Annotated in this window: 19 protein-coding genes; 14 read left to right on the top strand and 5 right to left on the bottom strand. The window is 64.0% G+C overall.

Annotation, left to right across the window (positions count from 1 at the left end; translation table 11 throughout):
• The first annotated feature begins 11 nt into the window (after positions 1–11).
• From xylB to ILP92_RS16135, 4 genes are all read left to right on the top strand, one after another.
• A complete protein-coding gene (gene xylB / locus ILP92_RS16150; protein ID WP_198917457.1) occupies positions 12–1,454 on the top strand; it encodes a xylulokinase in 1,443 nt (480 codons plus the stop codon).
• An 87-nt stretch (positions 1,455–1,541) separates the two neighbouring features.
• The gene (locus tag ILP92_RS16145; RefSeq protein ID WP_198917456.1) at positions 1,542–2,426 is read left to right on the top strand and encodes an MBL fold metallo-hydrolase; all 885 of its coding nucleotides are present in this window, start codon (positions 1,542–1,544) and stop codon (positions 2,424–2,426) included.
• A 77-nt stretch (positions 2,427–2,503) separates the two neighbouring features.
• On the top strand, positions 2,504–3,169 hold the full coding sequence (gene gph, locus ILP92_RS16140; RefSeq protein WP_198917455.1) for a phosphoglycolate phosphatase: 666 nt from the start codon (positions 2,504–2,506) through the stop codon (positions 3,167–3,169).
• A gap of 362 nt (positions 3,170–3,531) precedes the next feature.
• Positions 3,532–4,707: a tyrosine-type recombinase/integrase gene (locus tag ILP92_RS16135; RefSeq protein WP_198917454.1), complete on the top strand. Its 1,176-nt coding sequence runs from the start codon at positions 3,532–3,534 to the stop codon at positions 4,705–4,707.
• 16 nt (positions 4,708–4,723) lie between these two features.
• Here the strand turns inward: ILP92_RS16135 and ILP92_RS16130 are convergent, their stop codons facing one another.
• Both ILP92_RS16130 and ILP92_RS16125 read right to left on the bottom strand, forming a co-directional pair.
• Positions 4,724–4,948: a conjugal transfer protein TraD gene (locus ILP92_RS16130; protein ID WP_235971507.1), complete on the bottom strand. Its 225-nt coding sequence runs from the start codon at positions 4,946–4,948 to the stop codon at positions 4,724–4,726.
• Positions 4,949–4,964: 16 nt separating this feature from the next.
• Complete coding sequence (locus ILP92_RS16125; protein ID WP_198917452.1) at positions 4,965–5,291, bottom strand: conjugal transfer protein TraD; 327 nt, start codon at positions 5,289–5,291, stop codon at positions 4,965–4,967.
• A 172-nt stretch (positions 5,292–5,463) separates the two neighbouring features.
• On the opposite strand from ILP92_RS16125, the gene traA reads away from it, so the two are divergent.
• From traA to ILP92_RS16100, 5 genes are all read left to right on the top strand, one after another.
• The gene (gene traA / locus ILP92_RS16120) at positions 5,464–8,319 is read left to right on the top strand and encodes a Ti-type conjugative transfer relaxase TraA (protein ID WP_198917451.1); all 2,856 of its coding nucleotides are present in this window, start codon (positions 5,464–5,466) and stop codon (positions 8,317–8,319) included.
• Positions 8,320–8,449: 130 nt separating this feature from the next.
• Positions 8,450–8,656 (top strand): helix-turn-helix transcriptional regulator, encoded by a 207-nt coding sequence (locus ILP92_RS16115; RefSeq protein ID WP_198917450.1) that lies wholly within the window; start codon positions 8,450–8,452, stop codon positions 8,654–8,656.
• A gap of 110 nt (positions 8,657–8,766) precedes the next feature.
• Positions 8,767–9,117 (top strand): MbcA/ParS/Xre antitoxin family protein, encoded by a 351-nt coding sequence (locus ILP92_RS16110; protein ID WP_198917449.1) that lies wholly within the window; start codon positions 8,767–8,769, stop codon positions 9,115–9,117.
• Positions 9,117–9,629 (top strand): RES family NAD+ phosphorylase, encoded by a 513-nt coding sequence (locus tag ILP92_RS16105; protein ID WP_198917448.1) that lies wholly within the window; start codon positions 9,117–9,119, stop codon positions 9,627–9,629. The genes ILP92_RS16110 and ILP92_RS16105 overlap by 1 nt, the downstream gene beginning before the upstream one ends.
• A gap of 207 nt (positions 9,630–9,836) precedes the next feature.
• The gene (locus ILP92_RS16100) at positions 9,837–10,301 is read left to right on the top strand and encodes a hypothetical protein (protein ID WP_198917447.1); all 465 of its coding nucleotides are present in this window, start codon (positions 9,837–9,839) and stop codon (positions 10,299–10,301) included.
• A 57-nt stretch (positions 10,302–10,358) separates the two neighbouring features.
• On the opposite strand, the gene ILP92_RS16095 is transcribed toward ILP92_RS16100, so the two are convergent.
• Positions 10,359–11,330 (bottom strand): MBL fold metallo-hydrolase, encoded by a 972-nt coding sequence (locus ILP92_RS16095; RefSeq protein ID WP_198917446.1) that lies wholly within the window; start codon positions 11,328–11,330, stop codon positions 10,359–10,361.
• 548 nt (positions 11,331–11,878) lie between these two features.
• Here ILP92_RS16095 and ILP92_RS16090 point away from each other — a divergent pair.
• Complete coding sequence (locus ILP92_RS16090; RefSeq protein WP_198917445.1) at positions 11,879–13,651, top strand: hypothetical protein; 1,773 nt, start codon at positions 11,879–11,881, stop codon at positions 13,649–13,651.
• Between the two features lie 687 nt (positions 13,652–14,338).
• Entirely contained in the window at positions 14,339–15,538 is a 1,200-nt protein-coding gene (locus ILP92_RS16085; protein WP_198917444.1) for a CAP domain-containing protein, read from the top strand.
• Between the two features lie 432 nt (positions 15,539–15,970).
• Here ILP92_RS16085 and ILP92_RS16080 read toward each other — a convergent pair whose 3' ends face one another.
• Both ILP92_RS16080 and ILP92_RS16075 read right to left on the bottom strand, forming a co-directional pair.
• Positions 15,971–18,496 carry a CARDB domain-containing protein gene (locus tag ILP92_RS16080; protein ID WP_198917443.1) on the bottom strand — a complete coding sequence of 842 codons (2,526 nt, stop codon included), beginning with the start codon at positions 18,494–18,496 and terminating at the stop codon, positions 15,971–15,973.
• 98 nt (positions 18,497–18,594) lie between these two features.
• Positions 18,595–19,236 carry a hypothetical protein gene (locus ILP92_RS16075; protein WP_198917442.1) on the bottom strand — a complete coding sequence of 214 codons (642 nt, stop codon included), beginning with the start codon at positions 19,234–19,236 and terminating at the stop codon, positions 18,595–18,597.
• 721 nt (positions 19,237–19,957) lie between these two features.
• Between ILP92_RS16075 and ILP92_RS16070 the strand changes: the two genes are divergently transcribed.
• Genes ILP92_RS16070 through ILP92_RS16060 form a run of 3 tightly spaced genes read left to right on the top strand, consistent with a single transcriptional unit; the run spans position 19,958 to position 24,584 of the window.
• Entirely contained in the window at positions 19,958–21,097 is a 1,140-nt protein-coding gene (locus ILP92_RS16070; protein ID WP_198917441.1) for an efflux RND transporter periplasmic adaptor subunit, read from the top strand.
• A 4-nt stretch (positions 21,098–21,101) separates the two neighbouring features.
• Positions 21,102–24,143, top strand: a complete 3,042-nt coding sequence (locus ILP92_RS16065; protein WP_198917440.1) for an efflux RND transporter permease subunit — start codon at positions 21,102–21,104, stop codon at positions 24,141–24,143.
• A gap of 21 nt (positions 24,144–24,164) precedes the next feature.
• Positions 24,165–24,584, top strand: a complete 420-nt coding sequence (locus ILP92_RS16060; protein ID WP_198917439.1) for an ion channel — start codon at positions 24,165–24,167, stop codon at positions 24,582–24,584.
• Positions 24,585–24,685: the final 101 nt, after the last annotated feature.

The following is a 24,685-nucleotide window of genomic DNA, read 5'->3' as shown; positions in this document are numbered from 1 at the left end:
GGAGCGCGCGCATGTATCTTGGCATCGATCTGGGCACGTCGGGGGTGAAGACGATCCTGCTGGATGGCGCAGACCGCGTCACCGGACAGGCCAGCGCACCGCTGCAGGTGTCGCGGCCCCACCCGAACTGGAGCGAGCAGGACCCGGCCGACTGGATCGCTGCGACAGAGGCCACTTTGGACCAGCTGGCCGACGCGCACGACCTGGGGGGCGTCGCGGGGATCGGGCTGTCGGGGCAGATGCACGGCGCGACCTGCATCGACGCCACGGACGCGGTGATGCGCCCCTGCATCCTTTGGAATGACACACGCGCCCATGCCGAGGCCGCGCGCATGGACGCCGACGGCCCGTTCCGCGAGATCACCGGCAACATCGTGTTTCCCGGCTTCACGGCCCCCAAGATCGCGTGGATGCGCGCGCACGAGCCCGAGCTTTTCGACCGGATCGACTGCGTGCTGTTGCCCAAGGACTACCTGCGGCTGTGGCTGACCGGCGCGCGCGTGGCCGAGATGTCGGACGCGGCGGGGACGAGCTGGCTGGACATGGCCGCGCGCGACTGGTCGGACGACTGCCTTGCGGCCACGGGTCTGGGCCGCGACCGGATGCCGTCGCTGGTCGAAGGATCGCAGCCCTCGGGCGGGTTGCGGGCGACGTTGGCGTCGCGCTGGGGGATGCGCGCCGACATCCCCGTGGCGGGCGGCGCGGGCGACAACGCGGCGACCGCCGTGGGGCTTGGCGTGCTGTCCGAAGGGCAGGGCTTCGTGTCGCTTGGCACGTCGGGCGTGCTGTTCGCGGCCACCGATGGCTACCGCCCCAACGCCGAAAGCGCGGTGCACACCTTCTGCCACGCGCTGCCCGACACCTGGCACCAGATGGGCGTGATCCTGTCGGCGGCCTCGGCGCTCGATTGGTTGGCGGGGGTGCTGGGCGCGGCGCCGGGCGCGCTCATCGACGAGCTGGGCGACACGCCGCAGCCCCCCGGCCGCGTCACCTTCCTGCCGTATCTGTCGGGCGAGCGGACGCCGCATAACGACGCCACCCTGACGGGCAGCTTCGACGGTCTGACCCACGCCACCGGGCGCGCCGACCTGACCCGCGCCGTGCTGGAAGGGGTCACCCTGGCGCTGGGCGAAAACCTGGCAGCCCTTCAGCAGGCGGGCACGTCGCTGGCGCGGGTCACGGCGGCCGGGGGCGGGTCGCGGGCGCGCTACTGGCTGAAGCTCATCGCGGCCACGCTGGATTTGGAGGTGCAGGTGCCCGCCGCGGGCGAACACGGTGCTGCGCTGGGGGCCGCACGGCTGGGGGCCATGGCGGCAGGCGATGCGGGCGATGCCTTCCGCGCCGCGCCGACGATGGCCGAGACGATTTCGCCGGATCGCGAGCTTGGCGACGCCATGCGCGCGCGGTCGGACCGGTTCAGCGCGCTGCGCGACGCGCACCGGCCGGGGGCCTAGATCGCGGGACCCGTCCCCGGTGCGGCCCGGCTTCAAAAATTGCCAGAAATGCGATACAAGGATGACGCCCCCAGTGGAGTCCCTGATATGACCGATTATCCCGTGGATCTGAGTATCGCGCCCGAGGTCGAGGCGTTCTTCGACGAGGCCACCAACACCATCAGCTACGTCGTGCGTGATCCCGCCAGCACGTCTTGCGCGGTGGTCGATTCGGTGATGGATATCGACTACGCCGCCGGTCGCATCACCTATGGCCATGCCGACGCCATGATCGACTTCATCAAGCAGCGCGGGCTGACGCTGGAATGGATCATCGAGACCCATGTCCACGCCGATCACCTGTCCGCCGCGCCCTACATCCAGGGCAAGCTGGGCGGCAAGATCGGGATCGGGTCGAAGATCATGGTCGTGCAGGACACCTTCGGCAAGATCTTCAACGAAGGCACCGAGTTCCAACGCGACGGCTCGCAATTCGACCGGCTGTTCGAGGATGGCGACACCTACCACGTGGGCAAGATGCAGGCCTTCGCCATGGCCACGCCCGGCCACACGCCCGCCTGCATGGTCCACGTCATGGGCAACGCGGCCTTCGTGGGCGACACGCTGTTCATGCCCGACGGCGGCTCGGCCCGCACGGATTTCCCGGGCGGCGATGCGGGCGAGCTATACGACAGCATCCAGAAGGTGCTGGCGCTGCCCGACGACATGCGGCTCTTCATGTGCCACGATTACGGGCCGAACGGCCGCGACATCCAGTGGGAGACCACGGTGGGCGACGAAAAGGCCCACAACATCCACGTGGGCGGCGGCAAGACGAAAGCGGATTTCGTCAAGTTCCGCACCGAGCGCGACGCGACGCTGGCCATGCCGAAGCTGATCATCCCGTCGCTGCAGGTGAACATGCGCGCGGGCGAGGTGCCGCGCGACAAGGACGGCAATCCCATGCTGAAGGTGCCCGTCAACGGTCTTTGATCCGGGGGCGGGGGCCCACCCCCTTTCCTTCCGCGCCGTGCCGGGGTTCACTGCGGCACGGCAGCAGACAGGATCCCATGGCCCGCATCGTCTTCGACCTCGACGGCACGCTGATCGACAGCGCGCCCGACATCCATGCCATCGCCAACGCGACGCTGGCCGGTATCGGCGCCGCGCCGATCACCCTGGCCGAGGCACGCAGCTTCATCGGCAACGGCGTGCCAACCTTCGTGGCCCGCATGCGCGCGGCGCGCGGCATCCCCGACAGCAAGCAAGAGGCGCTGACGCAGGTCTTCCTGGACCGCTATGACGGCGCGCATGGGCTGACGCGGATCTACCCCGGCGCCGAGCGCGCGCTGGACCGGCTGAGGGGGGACGGCCACGCGCTGGGGATCTGCACCAACAAGCCCGAGCGTCCGTGCCGCGCCGTGCTCGATCACCTGGACCTGGCCCGCCATTTCGACGTGATCCTGGGCGGCGACACGCTGGATCGGCGCAAACCCGACCCCGCCCCGCTGCGCGCCGCCTTTGACGCGCTGCCGCATGGCCCTTGTCTTTACGTGGGCGACAGCGACGTCGATGCCGAGACCGCCCTGCGCGCCGACGTGCCGTTCGTGCTTTTCACCGAAGGCTACCGCAAGAGCGCGATCGCCGAGCTGCCCCATGCGGTGGCGTTCGACGACTGGTCCGCGATGCCCGGCCACGTGGCGGATCTGCTGGCGCAAGGGGCATCCACCGGGTGACCGAGCCCGCACCGCCATGCTGCACCAACGCCCCCTAAGTATGGTTCATGCGTCCCGGGCCATGCGACGCACGCCAGGCTCTACCGCCTTCGTGACGTGTCCTGAGCGCCCCGGCGATCGGCGAGCGCCCTGCATCCGGCGCGAATTAATGCGAAAAGTGGCAGCCCGTAGGGCTACATAACCCTTCGTCATACTGTCTCGCGCTGTTGCAGAAAGTCATTTCTTAGCATATACTTGAGAGGTGTTTGGGGCCTCACCTGTCCCAGTCGATTTCACCCTGTCCCATCAATTGTCCCATCATTTCTCATGCCGACTGATGGGACAAATGATGGGACAAAAGTTAGACCTGCGGGGTCGGAAGAATGGGACGTCTGTCGGTCAAGCGCGTCGCTGCAACCCGCAAGCCGGGGATGTACGGTGATGGCAATGGTCTCTACCTCCGGGTAGGGCCGACCGGCGCGAAATCCTGGATCCTGAGGACCCTCGTTCACGGCCGACGGCGCGATCTGGGGCTAGGCAGCTTGGCCTGGATGAGCCTCGCCGAAGCCCGCGAAGAGGCACGGAAGTTACGGACCGAGGCCCGGTCGGGGCGCGACCCGGACCTGCTGAGAAAGCGCGAAGAGCTGAGCTTCGAGGAGGCCGCGAAGCGTCACCACGCATCGCTCTCCCGCACCCTCAAGAGCGACCGTCACGCGGAGCTCTGGTTGCGCTCGCTCGAGCTCTACGCCTTTCCCAGGATCGGCAAGCGTCCGATCCAGTCGATAACCTCTGCCGATGTCCTGAGCATCCTGAACCCGATCTGGGCGAAAAAGCATGACACCGCGCGCCGGGTGAAACAGCGCATCGCCGCCGTCTTCGACTGGGCGAAAGGGGCGGGGCATTATCCCCACGAAAACCCGGTGGCGGGGCTGAAGAAGGCGCTGCCTGCCGTGAAGCGGAAGGCCGAGCACATGGCGGCGCTGCCCTGGCGCGAATTGCCCGCCTTCATGGCGCAGCTTGCGGCGCGCGAGGCGGTCTCTGCCCGCTGTCTCGAGTTCCTGATCCTGACCGCGCTCCGCAGCGGCGAGGTCCGGGGCGCGGAATGGTCCGAGTTCGATCTCGACGCAGGTATCTGGCTGGTGCCCGACGCGCGAATGAAACGGGGGCTGACCCATCGCGTGCCGCTCTCACCCGAGGCGCGGACCGTCCTTGAGAAGGTCCGCGGCCTCGATCCGGTCTACGTCTTTCCCAGCCCGAAGCGCGGCAAGGACCACAAGGCGCAGCCCCTTTCCGTCATGGCCTTCAAGCCGCTCTTCGGCCGCATGGGTGCGGACGGGTTCACGGTGCACGGCTTCCGCTCCACCTTTCGCGACTGGTGCAGTGAGAGCGCCCATGCTGATCGCGAGGTGGCCGAGGCCGCGCTGTCCCATGCCACCGGCAACGAGGTCGAGCGGGCCTATGCGCGCTCCGATCTCTTCGACCGGCGCCGGGCGCTGATGGACGCCTGGGGGCGCTTCGCAACCGGCAAGAGCGGCGAGGTTGTGGAGCTCGTTCGGTAAGACCTAGTGTGCTTTCTCACTTCCCGGCCTTCTCCTTCGCATCCATCTCGAACGCGGCGCGTCCCCAGTCGCGCCAGACCTTCCGCGCGTGGTCGCCTTGCTCGCCGTCCAGCCGGTCGGCCATCCACAGAAGCGCGCCGAAGATCAGGGTCCGGTCGTCGCCCGTGATCTCGACGATGCCCGCTTTCTTCATCAGCCCGCCGAGCTCGATCAGCTGCCGGGTGCGCTTGCGCCGGTCCATCTGCCAACCGCGCCGGTCATGCCGCGCCCGGGCCGCCTGATGGCGGTTGGCTGCTGCCCGGTTTCGCCTCTGCACGGCTTCGGTCACCGCCATCCGGTGAAGCAGATCGCCGCGCCTTGCCCCGAAACATCGCCGCCCCGCGTTTCGCCCAGGCCTCCCGTTTCGCCGCATCCGTCGTCTCGGCCAGGACAATCAACGCGCCTGCCAGTTCCTCGGGCGCCAGCGCATCGGCCCCCGTTGCGATCACCAGCTCGCCCAGCTGCTGCACCTTGCGCGTCTTGAGCTCCCGCGCCTTGTCCTCGAGCACCTTCAGCTCCGCGTCGAAATCCCGTGGTTTGCGCATGTCATCCTCCTCAAACCGTTGATGCGATGAGGATACCTGCACCCGGCCCGAAAGGCTCCAAGGTCGCCGGGACAGCGCGGGACGGCCCGGTCCCGGCCGAGATTTTTTCGAGGGAGGGCGCGCTTATACGTCGTTCCGACGTCGCAGCGCCCGTGGCACAGATCGCCCCATCATGGCGATCTATCACCTCCATATGAAGGTCATCGGACGGTCCTCCGGGGCAAGCGCGGTCGCAGCCGCCGCCTACCGCTCGGCCTCGCGGCTGCGCGACGACCGGATCGAGCGCAACCACGACTTCACCGCCAAGCGCGGCGTCGTGCATTCCGAGGTGCTGTTGCCCGGCGGCGCGCCCGATGCTCTGTCCGACCGGGAACGGCTATGGAACACGGTCGAGGCCTGCGAGCTCCGCCGCGACGCGCAACTCGCGCGCGAGTTGGAGTTCGCCCTTCCAAAGGAAATGACAGAGGCGCAGGCGATCGCGCTGGCGCGCGAGTTCGTGCAGTCCGAGTTCGTCGACCGGGGCATGATCGCCGATCTCAACGTGCATTGGGACCGGACCGCCGATGGCCTGCCCAAACCCCACGCCCATGTCATGCTGACGATGCGGTCCGTGGGCGAGGACGGCTTCGGCCCGAAGGTGCGGGAGTGGAACCGCACCGACCTCCTCGAACGCTGGCGCGAACGCTGGGCGGGCTTCGCCAATGCGCGGCTCGCCGACCTCGACATCGACGCGCAGATCGATCATCGGAGCCTCGAGGCGCAGGGCATCGCGCTGGAACCGCAGGACAAGATCGGTGCGCCCGCGCAACGGATCCTGGGCGAGGGCGGCGAGGCCGACCGCGCCGAGATGCACCGCGCCATCGCGCGCGAGAACGGCACCCGGATCATCGCAGACCCAAGCCTCGCGCTCGACGCGATCACCCGGCAGCAGGCGACCTTCACCCGGCGTGACATGGCCGCCTTCGCACATCGCCACAGCGACGGGCCGGGCCAGTTCGACGCGGTGCTGGGGGCCATGCGCCGCGCGCCGGACCTCGTGGCGCTCGGTCAGGACGGACGCGGCGACGAGCGCTTCACCACACGCGACATGCTGAAGGTCGAACAGCGCCTGCACCGCGCGGCTATGGCGATGGCGGAGCGAGAGCGTCATGCAATCGACGCCCGCAATCGCGAAGCAGCCCTGGCGCGCGCCGAGGCGCGTGGTCTGATCCTGTCGGCCGAGCAGGCCGAGGCGCTGGCGCATGTCACCGACGGGCGCGACCTCGGGATCGTCATCGGCCACGCCGGGACGGGGAAGAGCGCAATGCTGGGCGTGGCGCGCGAAGCCTGGGAGACGGCGGGCTACCGGGTCCGCGGCGCGGCGCTCTCGGGGATCGCGGCCGAGAACCTCGAGGGCGGGTCGGGGATCGGGTCCCGCACCATCGCGAGCCTGGAACAGGGTTGGGCGCAGGGGCGCGATGCCCTCACCCCGCGCGACATCCTCGTTATCGACGAGGCTGGCATGGTCGGCACCCGGCAGCTCGAGCGGGTCCTGTCGCAGGCGTCCGATGCCGGGGCCAAGGTGGTGCTGGTCGGCGATCCGCAGCAGCTGCAATCGATCGAGGCGGGGGCGGCCTTCCGGTCGCTGCACGACCGCCATGGCGGCGCGCGGATCGGCGAGGTGCGCCGCCAACGCGAGGACTGGCAGCGGGAGGCAACCCGCGATCTGGCGACGGGCCGGACCGCGGCGGCGCTCGCGGCTTACGAGACCCACGGCCATGTCCATGCGGCTTCGACCCGTGAGGATGCGCGGGAGGCCCTGATCCACGGCTGGGACTGCGACCGGCAGGCCGACCCCGAGGCCAGCCGCATCATCCTGACCCACACCAATGACGAGGTCCGCGCGCTGAACCTCGCCGCGCGGGTGCGGATGCGGGCGGTGGGCGATCTGGGCGCGGAGGTCCGGCTGACCGTCGAGCGCGGCGAAAGGGACTTCGCCACGGCCGACCGCGTCATGTTCCTCCAGAACGACCGCGGGTTGGGCGTGAAGAACGGCACGCTGGGAACCATCACGGAGCTCGACCGCCAGGCGATTACGGTGCGCACCGATGAAGGTCGCGCCGTCCGCTTCGACCTGAAGGACTACGACCGGATCGACCACGGCTACGCGGCCACGATCCACAAGGCGCAGGGCATGACGGTGGACCGCGCCCATGTGCTGGCCACGCCCGGGCTGGACGCCCATGGCAGCTACGTGGCCCTTACCCGGCACCGCGACGGGGTGGAGCTGCACTACGGCCGCGACGACTTTGCCAGCCCCGAGCGGCTGGCCCGCACTCTCGGTCGCGAGCGAGCGAAAGACATGGCACTCGACCATGCTGGGACTGACCCTGCCGAGGGGTTTGCCGTGCGCCGCGGCATCGACTTCGGACATCACGCGCCCGAGCCGCCAGATGTGCGCCCGCAGCCGGACGATCTGGCCGAGGCGCGCGAGGCCGCGCTCCGCCCGGCCCGTGCCCGCGCGCTGATCCGCCATGCCGAGGCCATCCACGACGTCTTCGAGACGCTGGCTCGAGGCGACAAGGCCTGCCCGGAGCAGGTGCGTACCCTCAACCGCGCCCGCGACGCCTTCGAGGCCCTGCGCCCCGGTCTCTGGCGCGATGCCGAGGCCGCCTACCTGAAGGATCCGACCCTCGCGCGGGACGCCGCCAAGCGCCAGCTCGGTCGCGCCGTCCGCGCTCTGCAGCTCGAGACCGAACTGCGTACCGACCCTCGAGCCCGCGCAAACCGCTTCGTGGAGCGCTGGCAGCAGCTCGACCGCCGGAGCGGGGAGCAATACCGCGCGGGCGATTACACGGGCTACCACGCCTCCCGGAAGGCCATGAGCGACATGGCCCGCAGCCTGCAACGCGATCCGCAGCTGGAATCCCTCCTCGCGAACCGCAAGCGCGACCTCGGCATCTCCAGCGACATGGGACGGCGACTCGGCGAGGCGCTCGCCTTCAGCCACGGTCTCGAGCTCGGCCGCAGCCGCGGCCTGGATCTCTGACACCCGTCCGATTTGCCGCCGTCAATACACGCTGACCCTACGCCGACCCAGGCGCTCTTGCCCTCCCATCCCGGCCCGGCCTGACTGGACCAGAACCCCTCACGCGACCCCAGCAGGAGCCAGCACAGCCATGCCCGACCCCGACCGAATCATCCGCCTCCGCACCGTCCTCGCCCGGACAGGCCTGTCTCGCTCCACCCTCTATCGCAAGATCGCCGAGGGCACCTTCCCCGCCCAGCTCCGCATCTCCGTCCACGGCGCGGGCTGGCGCGAGTCCGAGATCGACCGCTGGGTCGCCGACCCGGTCGGATGGCGGCCGGAAGGGGAGGGGCGGTGACATCAAGGGACCATCTCGCGTTCCGGCCGCCGAATTCTGATCGGAAGAGAATCTTGTGCGCCAGAAATTATGACACTATATACCGTAAATATTTCTGTTGGAGTGCTGCAATGCAGATCACGAATTTTACCGAAGCCGGACAATTCGAGCCGCGACGCATCGCAGCCGCGCTGCGCACCTCCGCCGAGGAGGTGGCCATGACGGTCGGGCTGGGCAAGGACGCTTTGCACCGTCGGACCCGGATCGGTTCGGACAAGACCCAGCGTCGCCTGCGGGAACTGGTGGAGATCCTGAACAAGGTCGAACCGCGCTTCGGCTCGGCGCTCATCGCCTATGCCTGGTATCGGTCGGAACCCCTTGCCGGGTTCGATGGGCGCACCGCGATGCAACTGGTGCAGGACGGCAAGGCGCAACAGGTGCTCGAATACATCGACGCGGTGGACGCGGGCGTCTTCGCCTGATGGCGTTGACCGGCGATGCCTATCGTGGACCGCTCTACCGTGCTCTGAACCCCGTATATGCCCGCATGCCTCTGTCCGGGCGCGGGGCGGAACTATATGGGGGGCGTTTCAACCCCAAGGGCACACCCGCGCTTTATTCCGCGCTCGACCCGGTCACGGCGCTGCGCGAGGCCAACCAGGTGGGCAGTCTGCAGCCGACGATCCTCGTCTCCTACCGGGCTGATATCGCGCCCGTGTTCGACACGCGGGAGGCCGGACAGCTCTCTGCCTTCGGAATGACCCATGAGGCTCTGGCCGATCCCGGCTGGCGTCTTGCCATGCTGGAGGGGCGGCGGGTGCCAACCCAGGATTTCGCCCGCGACCTGATCGCCGCGGGCTTTGCGGGCCTACTTGTTCGCAGCTTCGCGAAGGGCGCGAGGGACGCTGACTTAAACCTGGTACTTTGGAACTGGAGCAGCGAACGGTATTCGCTCGACGTGATCGATGACGAGGGACGGTTGGACAAGATGTGACGGTCGGAGTGCGAAGAAAATGACGCCGAGCACAACGACAGAATCCGTTTTCACTACGATGGAAGGGTCGGAAGAAAAAATGACCGGAGGCGACGGAAAGCCTTTCTTGCCAATGAGCTGATGTCAGGACTTCGTTGCGATCGGCCCGTTGCGGACCTGTTTGCGAGTCGCCCACGCCGCGGTGCCGCGTCCCGAAAGCAGACGTTGTTGACGGCGCGCAGCATCGGTCTGCCCGCGGAGGTCGGTTCTGCGAACGAAGCTGCGGTTCGCGTCACCAATTCTATTGTCCGCTTCGGCAATGCCAATGCCAATGCCAATGATGTCCTCGCCAATGTGCAACCGGCTCAAAAAGAAAAGATCATGGCGATGACAAAATCCCCAAGCACGTCCCTCTACACCTCATTGAGATCCGACGGGATGACGAAAATCCAGGCTGGATTAAAGAGGGGCGGCGCGATGTGCTGCCTTGTATTCGTGAATTTGAAGAATCTGACATCTCTGACAGCGCATTTTCTCGTGCCCGAATCTTTCGGAACCAATCGCGCGGGTTGTCAGCATGATGTCGCCCTAGTAGCGCTGTCGGACAAATTGGAATTGATCCGACAGCGCCTTTCAGCAGGCGTAGCATGTCCGGTTCGTCATCTTCGTCTAGGTGCTTTCGTAGCTACATAAGGATAACAACCGGTCCGAAAATCCGCGACCGGCTTTCAGCTTGGCGGGACGACTGCTCTATATGTGCTGCCACTCTTCCGGAACCCAAGCGTAGGCCCCGTCTTTTTCTTCGACATGGCCGATACCGGGGAACGGCAAATGGGTGCCCGCAACGGCCATCTTGTCGGCAACCACCATATCCAGGACACGGCGGCGCGTCTCGGCGGCCTGCGCGCTATCTGCGTCGAAGGCGATACCGGCATCGGGGTGGCGGAACTGCAGCGACGCGACAGCTGTGCTGTCTCCCCATATGAGCAACTGATCAGAGCCATCCGACACCCGGATCCCGCTGTGTCCAGGCGTATGCCCCGGCATGGCCAAAGTCGTGAGACCGCCACCGAGATCGGTATTGTCGCCAAACATTTCAGTCCGCTGGGTGTAGGCTTCGCTGACAGCACGTGCCAGTGCGAAGAAACCTTGCGACGATTCCGGCGCACCCGACGCGATCGTCTCGTCCGTCCAGAAGGCATGATCGGTTTCGCTGACATGCAACGATGCATTCGGGAAGACCGCGCCATTATCTCCCATCAATCCCCCGATGTGATCCGGGTGCATGTGGGTCAACACAACGCGCGTCACGTCTTCAGGTGCAACGCCAAGCGTTTCCAGCGATGTGCGCAACCGGCCTGCCGTTGGTCCAAAGGCACCGCCCGCACCAGCATCGATCAAGCTGACCTGGTCCCCTTGTCGAATGACGTGCGTACTGATTGCCAGCGGGATCGGATCCGCGGGGTCAAGATAGGCCGCCTTCATTCCTTCCTCGATTTGCTCGTCCCCGAGGTTCGTCACAGAGTTCTGATCGAGCTCGAAATACCCGTCCAGCAATGTCGTCACGCGCAGATTGCCGACCATACGATCATAGAAGGTTGGAAGTGGTGCCATTGAATGGGCCGCGGCTTGCAAGGGGTGTGGGCGTCCGGCGGCAAGAAAGGCGGCCCCAGCCGCGGCGCCGAGAATCAATCCACGGCGCGAAAGATCGAAAGAAGTCATGAGTTATTCCCTGTTTCAAATGCAGAACTTCAATTCTGCGTATTGTATGATTTCAATCAAATAGGTCCAAATTTCAGATGACCACCCACCGAAAGTATGGACAGACCAACGGCGCTCGGACGAACAGCGGACCTCTTCCGGATTTGCGGCACACCACAACTTGGGCTAGAAGCGGACTTGCGGCAGTGCGGCATCAAACCCCAAGCCGCGCGACCGGCGACGTCGCTGACGTCACTGCGGACCCTCTACATACAGCCGGGCGCCCAGTTGCAGCTTCTGCTGGCCAGACTTCCGCTACGGGCGCACGGTCCGGCACAAATCGATCTCGGTATCTTCGGCTCGGTCTGGTGGGTTCAAGTTCGGAAGAGGTTTCGTCAGAAATAACGCTTTTCACAGTAAAAAGATCACGAGTGGCCCTGAGCAGTTCGAGTATTGCTTCTGCAAAATTTGACGAATCAGCTAAAAGTTGATAAAAAATTACTGATTACACTGCTAAGTTGAGCACGTCCGACGATTTTCATAATGCATAACGATTTTGGAGATTGGTCATGCCCTCTTCGGGAAAGCGCTTTTTTCTCAGCGTATTGATCTCTATTCCCTCGCTCGCAGTGACTCCGGCCTTCGCGCAACCGACATCGCAAGATTTGGGCACCCCGTCGCGTCAGACCATCGAATTCGCAGGCCCTGATGTCATAGATCGTGCGCTGAGCCGCGCTCGGCCGCCAGGTCATGCAACCATCGGACCCAGTGGCATCGATGTCCCGCCACCGCCGACTGGGGCGCTGATCCCGGAGGATCCGGGCGCGTCGCAGATCAGCGTCATCCTTCGCTCATCGGGGCAAGTCGATCAGACGGTGACCGGGCGGCGCCAGTTGTCTCTGAGCATGAACCCCACCGCATCCGGCGGCGATGCCCAGTTGGATCTGGACATCACGGCGAGGCCTTTCGAACACACGCATCGCGTGTCCGGGCGCTGGCAGCATCAGTTCCCTGTGCGTTTGCTGATTAACGCACAGGACTCTCCTATGTGGCCTTGGAAGGCGGCTTATAGCGAGGTTCCGCAGGTTCGTGATATCGCTCGAGCCATCGTTCTCCTGACTGACGAGTGCGGCCATTACATCCGAACGGAGACGTCGGCCACCGGAAGCTTCAGCTTCGACTGGACCCCGGCGGGCTGTGAACTGGGTCAAATCACGGTCTATTCCGTTACCGACACGGACAAGGTTGGAGTCGGGCGATGGAACAACGGTCCGATTGCCAGCGCAAGTGAACTGACCAACCTGAGCGCGGACTACAGAGCCTACAGTTATTCCAGGACCTTCGACATCGACGACGCCCAAGATGGTCTGAATCTCGGCACGATCACCGTGCCGCAGAGCTCTGACGCCGCGCGCGGTTTCTTCATCATGAACAATATGCGGGACGCGCTCGCATACTACAATGCCATGCCGGGAGTCGCGAAATCCGAACTGCCGAAGATAAATGTTGAGCATACCGAGGGATTGAAACCCGCGAACGTATCCTGCAATGAAGCCGGTTGGGGCGATCTTTTGGGATTCAACTTCTACTCTTTTGGGATCGACCCGGGATTCATACACATCCCATGGGATTGCGCCGACTTCGGTTTCGACTCGCACGCGCATGTTCATGAAACAGTGCATTACTTCCACCGCCATTTCCTGCGTGAGAACCCCAGTTACAATCAGTTCGGAGAGGGCATGTCGAATGCACATGCGGCATTGATCCTGGGATCGGGGTGGATGTCGACCGCCGGTCCGGGTCTATTGGAAAACCTGGATGTGAATTCACGCCAGGCCTGCTGGGACGGTCAATCCTGGGCGAGCCGTATCGATACATTCGACGATCACGCGGACTGCTTGGAGTCTGGCGACACGCCGGGCTTCCCTCAGGCAGCCGCTTGGGATCCAAACCTGGCAAATCAGGGCTGGTTGCCGCGCATCGTTTACGATCTGTCGACCGCCGCTGGAGATGAAGATCTGACCCGATTCATCGTGGCGGGCCAGTCGCCCGGCGGATGTGGCGGGGCGTGTGAGTTCGGGCAGTTCGATACAGTTTCCGGCAACACGCAGGCGCTTGATGATGTCCTGATCCAATACTTGGGAGGCGATGCCGCAAACGGTGAGAATCCAAACTATGTCGATCGCGGTTTGGACGGGTTGGATCTGACCGATCTATTGGATGGGTTCATCTGCCGCGGGCACGCCACTTCATCGGAGGTCGAGGCGATTGCCGCAACGGCCATGGGCTTGGACTACGACGGTTCGGGCGCGCCGAGCGACTGCGCACATCCAAGCGACTAGCCACGAGGAACTCTAGCCAAATCACTTTCGGGCGCACTAGGAGCGGCTAAGCTGGGTTATGGTGACGCGGCCTGATCGGGCGGCGTGGTTCGGTGGGCTTGGGCGACTCCGTGGGTCGACTTGGCGAATTAAGGATTTTGGCAGTTGGTCCGCCGCTTATAGGTCCCACGCATGGGCGCGCGTCCAGCTCTTAAGCTCATATTCCGGTTGATGATCCGCGCCGCTGAACTGCTCGGAGAGCGGACATGAAATGGGTGATCATGAGTGAACGCGAGGTGAACCGCGTCGAGGTGTCGAGCCGAATGATCCAAGATCGGATGACGGTTTGAAGCGTTCCTCGGACTTCGGCTGAGATATCTGTGGCATCCGATGTCAAAGTCCCGAGACGTGAGGGCAAATGCGCCCAACAGCGATCGGCGAGACCTATAAGACCGTGTCATCGATGTTGTAGGCGGAGGATCCCGCCGACCTCGGCCCCATCTGTCAGCCAGTTTCCGCCAGCTATCTGCAATAGGAACTTTGGCGCTGCGGTGAGAAGCCCGAAAGCGCGACCCTTCGCCGTGACCCGCAACTGTGTCGTTCGTGATTTGAGCTGGCGCATCAACCGACCGCAGGGTCCGACATGCCGCATGGTGCGGCAGGTCCCGGGCAGACCCGGTATCCAGGATATGACGAAGGAGGCCAAGCATGGCACAGGCAAGCGCACTCGAACTTCTGATGCTCGATCTGGTGAACGAAGAGCGGACATCCCGCGGGCTCGATCCGCTGCGAATCGACAATGACCTGAACCAGTCGGCAGAGGATCACAGCGAATGGATGCTCGACACCGACACGTTCAGCCACACCGGGGTTGGATACTCGTCAGCTACCGATCGCATCAGCGATGCGGGATACGATCTGGAGGGGAACTGGCGAACAGCCGAGAATATCGGGTGGCAAAGCGAACGCGGCGATCCGGGTCTGGAAGACGACGTGGCGGATATTCACGCAAGTCTCATGAACAGTCCGCGTCACCGGGACAACATCCTTGACCCGGACCTAGAGGAAATCGGCATCGGCATCGAACAGGGAGACTTCACGACCGGCAGAGGAACGTTCGACGGCGTTGTGGTCACGCAAAATTTCGGCACCACCCAGGCCGAAGCGCTGGAAGATGTGCAGGTGCTGGCGGTATCGATGGAATCCGAGGCAGGTGGTCCGGACTTGGCATCCGGCGATCCGGTCACGACCGATGCTGAGAGTGACGTGAAGCCCGGCGGCTTCGACGGCGATGATAGCCTGCGGGGTTCAAGGGACGACGACATGATTTCGGGCTGGGCGGGGAACGATTCGATCCTCGGGGCCGCGGGGAATGACATTCTCGACGGGGAAGCCGGGTTGGATGCACTTCTTGGCGACAACGACAATGCCAACCTGATCGGCGATGAAGGCGACGAAACCCTGGTGGGCGAAAGCGATGATTTGCTGTTCGCCGAAACCAGACGGGAGGATCCGAATGCCGATGAGGGGACCGATACGTTGATTGCCGGTGAGGGCGTCATCGTGACGCTTGATGGCGGCCCGGGTGTCGACAGGATGGTCGGGTCCGACGCAAGCGCCGACCAGTTCGAGTTCTTCGAGCTGTCCAGTGGAAACACGCAAGACACCATGAACGTCTTCGAGAACTTCCAGAGCGGGCGAGATCTCGTCGATATTCGCGGCTACCTCGGGTTCGATTTCATCGGCGACGACGCATTTTCGGCCGCAGGCGGCGGATTCGGCATCGGAGGGTTCCCGTTCGCCGGTGACGTTCTCGAGATCGACGAAGACGGTGATGGCACAGGCGACGTCATGATCGAGTTCGTTGGCGTGGGCATCCTTGGCGACTGCGACTTCCTCATGGCCTGACCCGGGACGCCTGGGAAAGACGGGGCGACCTGACGAGACCCTCGTTGCGCTGTGCGCTCAGGATCCTGCCTGCGGCGAGCGACCCCAAGACGGCCCGGTCGCTTGCCGATCATAGCGATGAATTTGGATTCGCCTACGCCTTTAGAGGGCTCTCAGCAGACCTTCGCAGTGACGGGGTCATGGCCACCGAAGACCCCACGATTGTGTCCGTCTCATCTGGCGGCCGACGGCTCGGCAGAGCAGGCCGCGGATCTGGCCCACAACCGGGATCGGCCTCCATACCTCAATCAAGCGCAAGCTCGCCGCCCGGCTGGTGCATCCCGAGGTCGACGTTCAACGCTGCACTGACGAGATGCCGTCAGGGGCGGTCACATCATCGGTCACGGGCTGGACGGAAGGACCGCGTGTCGGATTTCGGCAGCGCGCGGCGCATCATCCGGGCGTGGTCGCTGCCGCGGTATTGTTGTCTTCTCTGCATTCCATGACACGGTCGGACACATCCGCTTCCACGGTCACCGTGCAGTCCGGATCGAAGCAGTTTCCGCCACGCGGTGTGACCACCTGAATCGTCCGCGTCGCCCCGGCAAGAAGGCCGGGAACCGAACGTTCGACCACGACGCTTTGCCTGGGATCGAGCGTGGCGCGCGACTGGAAAGCGCCGCTGGCCGCGTCGCCGATGTTCCGGAGCGTGTAGTCTACCCGCGTGACGCAGGAGCCCCCACCCTGAGGGCAGGACACGCGCGGCCGACCGATATCGGTAACTGTCAGGTCTGGACAGGTGGTTTCGGGCGGCTCTTTCCTTTCGATCACGAACTCCTTGATCGGGACCACTTCAAGGGTCGTCGACAACGCCGGCGCGCCCCGGCAGCCTCCCACAGGTCGGTCGCAGCCTTGCTTGCAGCCGTGATGGCCAGCGTCGCCACATGGTGGCGCAGCAATGACATCACGACTGGTATAAACACCAGTCACGTTCAAGCGCGTGGCGGTTTCCAGCGCGATGTAACCCTCGATATAGGGTGTCGGGAACCCGTTGGGATACAACCTGCGCGCCACGTCTTCGCAATCCGTTTTGAGCGCATGACCTGGCTGCAGGACATCGGTGGCGATCGGCTTCACTTCGCCCTGACGCTGCTCACGCGGGGGATAGCTCAGGGACAGGAACTTCTTGATCCGCGCCGGATCGTCCGAGACGTTGAGCACGTTGATGGTGGTCGCGTAGTGGCCTTTGACCAGTCGGCCGTCGCTGGGCGCCTCGGGCTGCGTGCCGCAAATGAATTTTGCCGCATAGCGGTATCGCGTCGGTTCTGCATCGTCACAGATCCCGTTGCCATTGTCGTCGGAACATACGCCCGTGTCGATATCGATCGCATCGTCGACGCCATTGCCGTTGAGGTCCGGCACCTTGCCGGTGAACTGGATGAATATCCGGTTGGACACCGGCCCCGTGACCATTGTTCCGGTCGCCTTGTCGAAATACTGCGCCTCCGGGTCGGTGACCGTGGCTTCGACATAGACACGCGCCGACGGGAAGAGACCCAGAACCGGTCCTTCGTCGCAATACGGCAGATCGAGGAAGGCGTGGTCCGGGATCGGAGGCACATCCGGCAGCGAGCCGCATTCGGGATCGGCCTGCCGGAATTCGTCAAGCGCCCGGGGTTCGGCGAGGTTGGCAACAGGAAGCTCCGCAGCGCCTTGAACTTCCACGTTCGCTCCTTGGCGATCCGCCCAGGGCACCAATGCGCGCCCGTCGACACCGATCATCGCGCCGGTCGATGTCATCTCGTTGATCGCCAAGGTGCGCGGCAGATGCCGGATCCGCACATCCGAAATGACCAGCGGCCCGTTTTCGGGGTCCGGAACGGACAGGGTAAGGTGATAGTCACCGGTTTCGGGATTGAAGGAACTGTCCGGCGTGTATCCCACCACCCGCGGATGCAATTGCATTGGCGTGCCACCAGACAGAAGCGTCACGTCGTTCACGATGTAATTTTCGGTCAATCCGACCCCGACATGGAACGCCTCGCCTGCCGGGATTTCGCCGGCATCGCCGTTGTTCCAGCCTTGCGGGTCCGTGAAGGTGATGTTGTAGCGGTCGTAGGTGTTGCCCTGGAAATTGCCGGTCCCCGCTGCGGCGATCTCGGCGTCACCCCAGGGACTGAGCCCGCCATCGTAGACAGACCCGACCTCCGGCGTGTCCGCAGCCTGGTCAATGAAGACGGTGATGCGCAGGCCATCGGCTGTCGAACTGTTGGGATTGATGAAATCCCAGTTGCTCAGCGTCTGTTCGTAAAGACCAAGGGCACCCGCCAGCGCCTCGTAGCTGGTGTCGCTGAAATGCCTGTCTTCGATCCGGTCGGCCGCGGGCGGTGTATCCATGATGTGGTTTTCGAGTGCATCCTCGCCCGTTCGCGGATTGGCGGACGAATGACCCGGATTGCCGAGGGTCGAGCTGTGTCCCGGTTCATGCGACGTCGTCCCGGCAATGGCATTGGCCCAGCGATCAATCGTTCCGTCGCCGGGTGTCAGAAGACCGTCGAAGTTGCCGCCGACCACCGCACCGTCTGCGAAAGTCCCGGCAAACACCCGCGCCATGCTACTGTTGCAGCACACCCCGAAAAAGCCGCCTCCGGAATCGCTGCCGATGCCGACCACGAAATAGCTGTCGTCGGTCGGCACCGGATTGGTCGTGCCATTGGCGCTGGTTGTCTGAACCACCCTCACATCGAATTCGCAGTAGTCGGTCCTGACCCGTTGCGTGATCGCATTGCGATACTGCGCCGTGCTTCCCAGACCGGGATCAAGATCGTTGGCGTCGAACGGGGCAAGTGGCGAGGTGACTTCGCCGAACATGGGCGACGGAAAGTCGCTGTCGGACGATGTTGGATAGTAGAGATAGAGGACCAGCCCGTCGCCACTCCGATCGGCCTGGCAATCCACAGTCGCGGCCTGCGCCGTCATGCAGGTCGCTGCAAGAAATAGAGCAAAAAGAAATGCTGAGCATAGATGACAAAGTCTGGAGTAAGCCACTTTTCAATCCTCTCAGGTCTGAACTTAGATCAGTCCCCCGTGCCGATGACGCGTTCGGCTATGCCGACAAGATGTTCCGCCAGCCAGGAACTGCCTCGATAGCGGTCCCGCGCGTCGTCCGAGCAAATCCGCTCGATCTTGCCGGGCGCTTGCGGTCGGTAGCATTCGTAAAATCCCGCCACGCCCTTATCAAAAATCTCCGCATCAATGCGGTAGGCTGAATATGCTCCACCCGGAACAGTGCTGCGAACGAGATCTGTCGGCGGGCGTGCCATTGCCCTCACGAAGACAAATCCCTCGTCACGGATTAACTCACCTTCGCCCATCCTTCCGATAGGTCTGACCGACCCGTCTTTGGCTGGCGCGGCAAACAGGACGATCGATTGTCCCTCCGCAAAACTGCCGGAACGCGTGTCCGGTGGGTAAGTGTCGAACCGGACAACTTCGAGCGATGGAGGCGCATCCATCGTCCGGTAGTCTTCCACCGACTCCAGTCTATAGCTTTCGTCCTTTGCGCCCCGGACGACGCCGCGCACCGCGACTTCGTTGCCAGTAAGCAACTGAAAAAGCGTCAAATGTCCGTAGTCAGATACAGCTGGAGTCGCGGTCGCCGAGATGACCAAAGCCACAAACGCCAATACTTTTCGCGAGTAGGTCATGGTGGCATACAACTTATCATAGAATCCTCGATACGTCAGCTACAGCAGCCGCGCAGCTAGCCAGCTAGCTTCTCAGGACAGCGATATATTGCAGCGGCCGTCATCTGTTAGCCAACGATAGGCAGATTTGTCCAAGGACCTGATCTTTGCTCGTTCGGCTTTGCAGCGCCGTGCATGAACGGTCGATTTATCGGTTGCGCTTCGGCGTAAGTTACTTCCGCCATGTAGCGCCACTTTTGCTGTAAATGCGGGCAGCGAAGAACGGGCAGGTCCGGTATGGGATCGAAGCAGCCCTGCGGCAGCGCGGCGGTCGACAGATCATCCAGGCGGATCTTTCGACGTTCACGGCCCTTAGCGGACCTTGGGCCGTCGTCCGGCATGCTGCGGTGCGGCCCGTCAAACCTACCGTTCGCTGCACCAGCAAGATCTCAATGCTGGCGGATGTCCAAACAGCGGACCTTCCAGCCATTCGACTTCCTTGAACGATTGGCTGGTTTCCGCCTTTCGCGACACAGCGAAGATCGCCTACGGTGGCGACTGCTCGCTCGCTGCAGACGCAAACCCGATCTGCCCTTGAGCGTGATCAAGGGAGGATCGTTCCTCTGCTCATCTGATTTCTGTGGCTAATACCGGCCTGCCGCGCGGCATGCGCAGGATACAGACCTCGGGACAGACCGCGTGGGTTTCGCACGGTTTCGCGTGATCGAATTGGACAAATGAGTGGTTAGGCGGCATGTTTAACAACAAAACTGTACCGGGCGGAGCTATGAAACGCACTGCATGGGTCATATTGGCTCTGACATTCCTCGGTGCTTGCCGGGAAGAGAGAGCGGCGCCAGAGCCGGTCGTACGCGGTTTGAAAGTTCACGAGGTGGCCGAGGTCGAACGTGTCCAGACGCGGCGATTTCCATCGGTGCTGGAACCCTCTGACCTGACCGTCCTGTCCTTCGAGATTGGCGGGCGCATGGCCGAATTCGACCTGGATGTTGGCCAGCGCCTGGCTGAGGGCGACATGGTGGCGCAGCTCGATCCCGAGGCGCTGCGACTGCAAGTCGAGGCAGCCGAGGCCGCTGTGGCGCAGGCCGAGGCGTCGGCGCGCAACACCGCCGAGACATTGGCGCGGCAGCAGGAGTTGTTGCAACGCGGCACAACCACACGGGTTGCGGTGGACGATGCAAAGGCGCAGGCCGATTCCGCTGCGGCCGCGTTGTTACAGGCGCAGAAGTCGCTCGAATCCGCCGAGGAAAACTTGGGAAAGGCCGAGTTGCGCGCGCCTTTCGAAGGGATTGTCAATTCGGTTGACGCCACGGCTTTCGCGACCATCGGTGCCGGTACGCCGATTGCGACGATCTATTCGCCCGATGGGTTCGAGGTGTCGTTCTCGGTCAGCTTCGACGCGGCGACCGAACTTGTCGTCGGCAAACCGGCCACTATCCGCCTGGCGGACCGGCCCGACGTGACGCTTCCCGCTGTGGTAAGCGAGATCGGCTCGCGCGCAGACACGGTGTCGAGCTTTCCCATCGTGCTGCGGCTGGAGGACACCCATCCGCTGCTGAAAGCAGGCATGGCGGTCGAGGCGGCCATCGACTTTCCGCTGCCCGCGCGCGAGGGCTACCCGATCCCGATCGCCGCGCTGATCAAGGACGGGCAAAGCGGTAGTCCCGGCGACGCCCAGACCCCGGCGCAGGCGGGCGTCTATGTCTACGAGGCCGGCAGCTCGACCGTGACGCGCCGGATGGTGACGGTGGGCGGCATCCGCGAGAACATGGTGGTCGTCATCGACGGGCTGGCGCCGGGCGATCTGGTGGCCTCGGCGGGCGTAACGTTCCTTAAGGAGGGACAAGAGGTCAAGCTCCTCGGGTCCGAAGGCTAGGCCGGTGGACGGCCTCGCTCGGTTCGGGATCGAGAAATCCCGCTTCACCCTTTTGATCATGGTCGGGCTGATCGCCATCGGCGCGCTGGCTTATCTGGCGCTACCCAAGCGCGAGAACCCGGCGATCACAATCCGCACTGTTATCGTCGTGGCACAATTCCCCGGCATGTCACCCGAACGCGTCGAGGACCTGATCGCGGTGCCGCTGGAGCGCGCGGCGCGCGAGATCGGCGAGGTCGACGAGATCGCCACGCTGATCACCACCGGGCGGGCGCAGCTGAACGTCGCGGTGGACGACGGCGTGCCCGCCGATGAATTGGACCGCGTCTTCTCGGACATCCGCACGCAGATGGAGGACAGCGCGGGCGACCTGCCCGAGGGAACGATCGGCCCCTTCGTCAACACCAACTATGGCGATGTGGCGGTGGCGACCATCGCGGTGACCGGCGACGGGTTTTCCTATGCCGAGATCGAGGATGCGGCCGAGGCGCTGCAGACCGGGCTGTACGCCGTCGACGGGATCACGAAGGTCAGCCTGTCGGGCGACCAGGAAGAGCGGATCTGGCTTGAAATCGACAGCCGCCGCCTGGCCGCCGTGGGCATCCAACTGCCGCAGCTTCTGGGTGACCTGGACGACCAGAACGTCATTCTGCCGGCGGGCCGGATCGATGCCGACGGCACCAATATCGTGCTGGAAGCCAACGGCAATCTCGGCTCGCTGGAGGACATCGGCGGGGTGCTGACCCAGCTGCCCACCGGCGATATCGTCCGGCTGCGCGACCTGATGACGGTGCGGCGCGGCTATGTCGATCCGCCGCGGCAGCCGGTGTTCTTCAATGGCGAACCTGCGGTTCTGGTCAGCGTCGAGATGTCGGACGACCGCGACATCCAGAAACTGGGCCGCACGCTGCGCGCCGAGATCGCGCGGCTGGAACAGACGCAGCCCATTGGCATCTCGTACAATCTGTCAACCTTCCAGGAGACCAACGTCACCCAGTCGATCAACGGCGCGCTGACGAATGTCGGCCAGACCTTCGCCGTGGTGCTGGTGGTGATGTTCGTTTTCCTCGGCCTGCGCCCGGCGCTGGTGATCGCCAGCATCGTGCCCTTCACGGTGAACTTCGCGCTCTTGGGCATGTCGCAATGGGGGATCGACCTGGAACAGATTTCCATCGCCGCGGTGATCATTTCGCTGGGGCTACTGGTCGATAACGGCCTTGTGGTGGTCGAGGATATCGACCGGCGGATCAAGGAGGGCGCGGTGCCCAGCGATGCGGCCATCGCCGCAGGGGGCCAGTTCTTCGTGCCTCTCGCCGTGGCCTCGATCACAACGGTTTCCGCCTTTCTGCCGATGCTGATCCTCGATGGCACGACCGGCGAGTTCGCGTTTTCGCTGGGCGCGGTGGTGGCGCTGATGCTCGCAGGCTCATGGCTGACGGCGCATTACATCCTGCCGTTTCTCGCCGCCGCCCTGCTCAGGCCCAAACCGCAGAAGGAGGCGCGCGAAGGCGTGCTGGAGCGTGCCTATGGCGGCCTGATCCGGCGTATCCTGCGGTTTGGCATCCCGGTGGTTGCGCTTTGCTATCTGGTCGTGGCCTTCGGCATCACCAGCTTCGGCCAGTTGAAATCCGAGATGTTCCCGCTGTCAGAACGCGCCGAATTTCTGGTGTATGTCGATCTGCCCAAAGGCAGCTCGATCACCGCCACCCGCGATGAGGCGCTGGCCATCGACGCGTGGCTGCGCAACGCCGAGGCCAACCCCGAGGTCGCCAACACCACGCTGTTCGTGGGCCATGGCGGCCCGCGCTTCTACCTCGCGCTGTCGCCCGCCGACAGCGACCCGGCCAGCGCCTTCTTCGTTGTCAACACCCGTGATTTCGAAGGCGCGGTGGTCGCCGCCGAACGCACCCGCCGCCACCTGATCGCCAACCACCCCGCCGTGCGTGGCCGGGTCACGCGGCTGTCGATGGGCGGCAGCGAGTCGGGCATCGTCGAGGTGCAAATCACCGGACCCGATGCCGACACTCTGTTGTCGGCGGCCACCGAGGTCGAGGCCGCGTTCGACAGCGTGCCGGGGCTGGTGCTGAATTCCAACGACTGGGGCAACAAGAGTCTGACGGTCGGAATCGACATCCTGCAGGAGCGCGCACGCGAGCTTGGCGTGACCTCCAGCGACATCTCGAACGTCATGCAGACCTATTTCTCGGGTGCTGAGTATTCGGTTTTCCGCGACGGTACCGACCAGATCCCCATCGTCGTGCGCGCCGAAGAGGTCTTCCGGGACAGTCTGGAGGATCTGGCGAATCTGACAATCCCCACCGATACCGGCCTGATCTCACTCGACCAGGTCGCGCGGTTCCAGCCCCGTCTGACGCTGTCGCAACTGCGCCGCGAGAATCAGGTGCGCCAGATCACCATCTCGGGCAAATCCAGCACGCTGGCCGCGGCCGAGGTCGAGGCGTTGATTGCGCCCACGCTGGACGGGCTGAACCTGGGTCCGGCCTACGAGGTCGTCATTGGCGGCGAAAGCGCCGACGCGGCCGAGGCGAATGCCGATCTGGTGGCCGGCATGCCCTATGCGCTGCTGGTGATGATCGCGGCGCTGATGTTCCAGTTCAACTCGGTGCGCCGGGTGGCGATCACCTTCCTGACGATCCCGCTGATCCTGGCGGGTGCACCACTGGCTCTGCTGATCACCGGGCAGCCCCTGTCATTCTTCGCCATTCTCGGGCTGATCTCGCTGATGGGGATCATCATCAACAACGCCATCGTGCTGATCGACCAGATCGACATCGAACGGCGCGACAGGCCCCTCGACGACGCAATCGTCGCTGCCGCAATGAAGCGCCTGAACCCGGTCTTGTTGACGTCGCTGACGACTATCCTCGGCCTGATCCCCATGGCGCTGGCGGGCGGGGCGCTGTTCGAGCCGATGGCCGCGCTGATGATCGGCGGGCTTGTCCTGGCATCGCCGCTGACGCTGTTGTTCGTGCCGCCGCTCTACCGCCTGTTCTTCCTGCGCGCCGCACGGGCGCAAGCGGCCTGAGCGCGTGGGGGTCTAGCGCCGATGCCGGTCGCGGTGCAAATCCTGGCGGGTAGCGCGATGATCCTGATCTGCGCCGCGATCCATATTTTGGCGGCGGGCTTCGCGATCCGGACTCTGCGCCGCGCGCAGCCGTTTCGTGACAGCGCGACCATGCGTGCCGCGGCCCTGTCAACAAGCCTTCTGTTCCTGCTGTTGCTCTTCGCCCATACCGTACAGATCTACCTCTGGGCGCTGGCGTTCTGGGTCTTTGGCGCGCTGACCGGCTATGAGGCTCCTATCTACTTTGCTCTGGTGACCTACAGCACGCTCGGCTACGGCGACATCACCCTAGCACCTGAATTCCGAATCTTCGGCGCTATGGCCTCGGTCTGCGGTGTCTTGATGTTTGGTCTGACCACGGCGTTCTTGGTTGGCGTGTTCGCTAGAATTCTGACTGAGTAACCCAAAACACACTTGAGGACTCGCGTACTACGTCGGCTGTCAGCAACAAAGCGCACATTCTTTGACCTTCCCCCGCGGTTAGGGCCGGTTTGATCTGGAAT

The organism is Palleronia pontilimi, assembly GCF_016412875.1.
Classification (GTDB): domain Bacteria; phylum Pseudomonadota; class Alphaproteobacteria; order Rhodobacterales; family Rhodobacteraceae; genus Palleronia; species Palleronia pontilimi.
The sequence above is the reverse complement of the archived record's forward strand: the minus strand, read 5'-3'. Positions and strand labels throughout refer to the sequence as shown.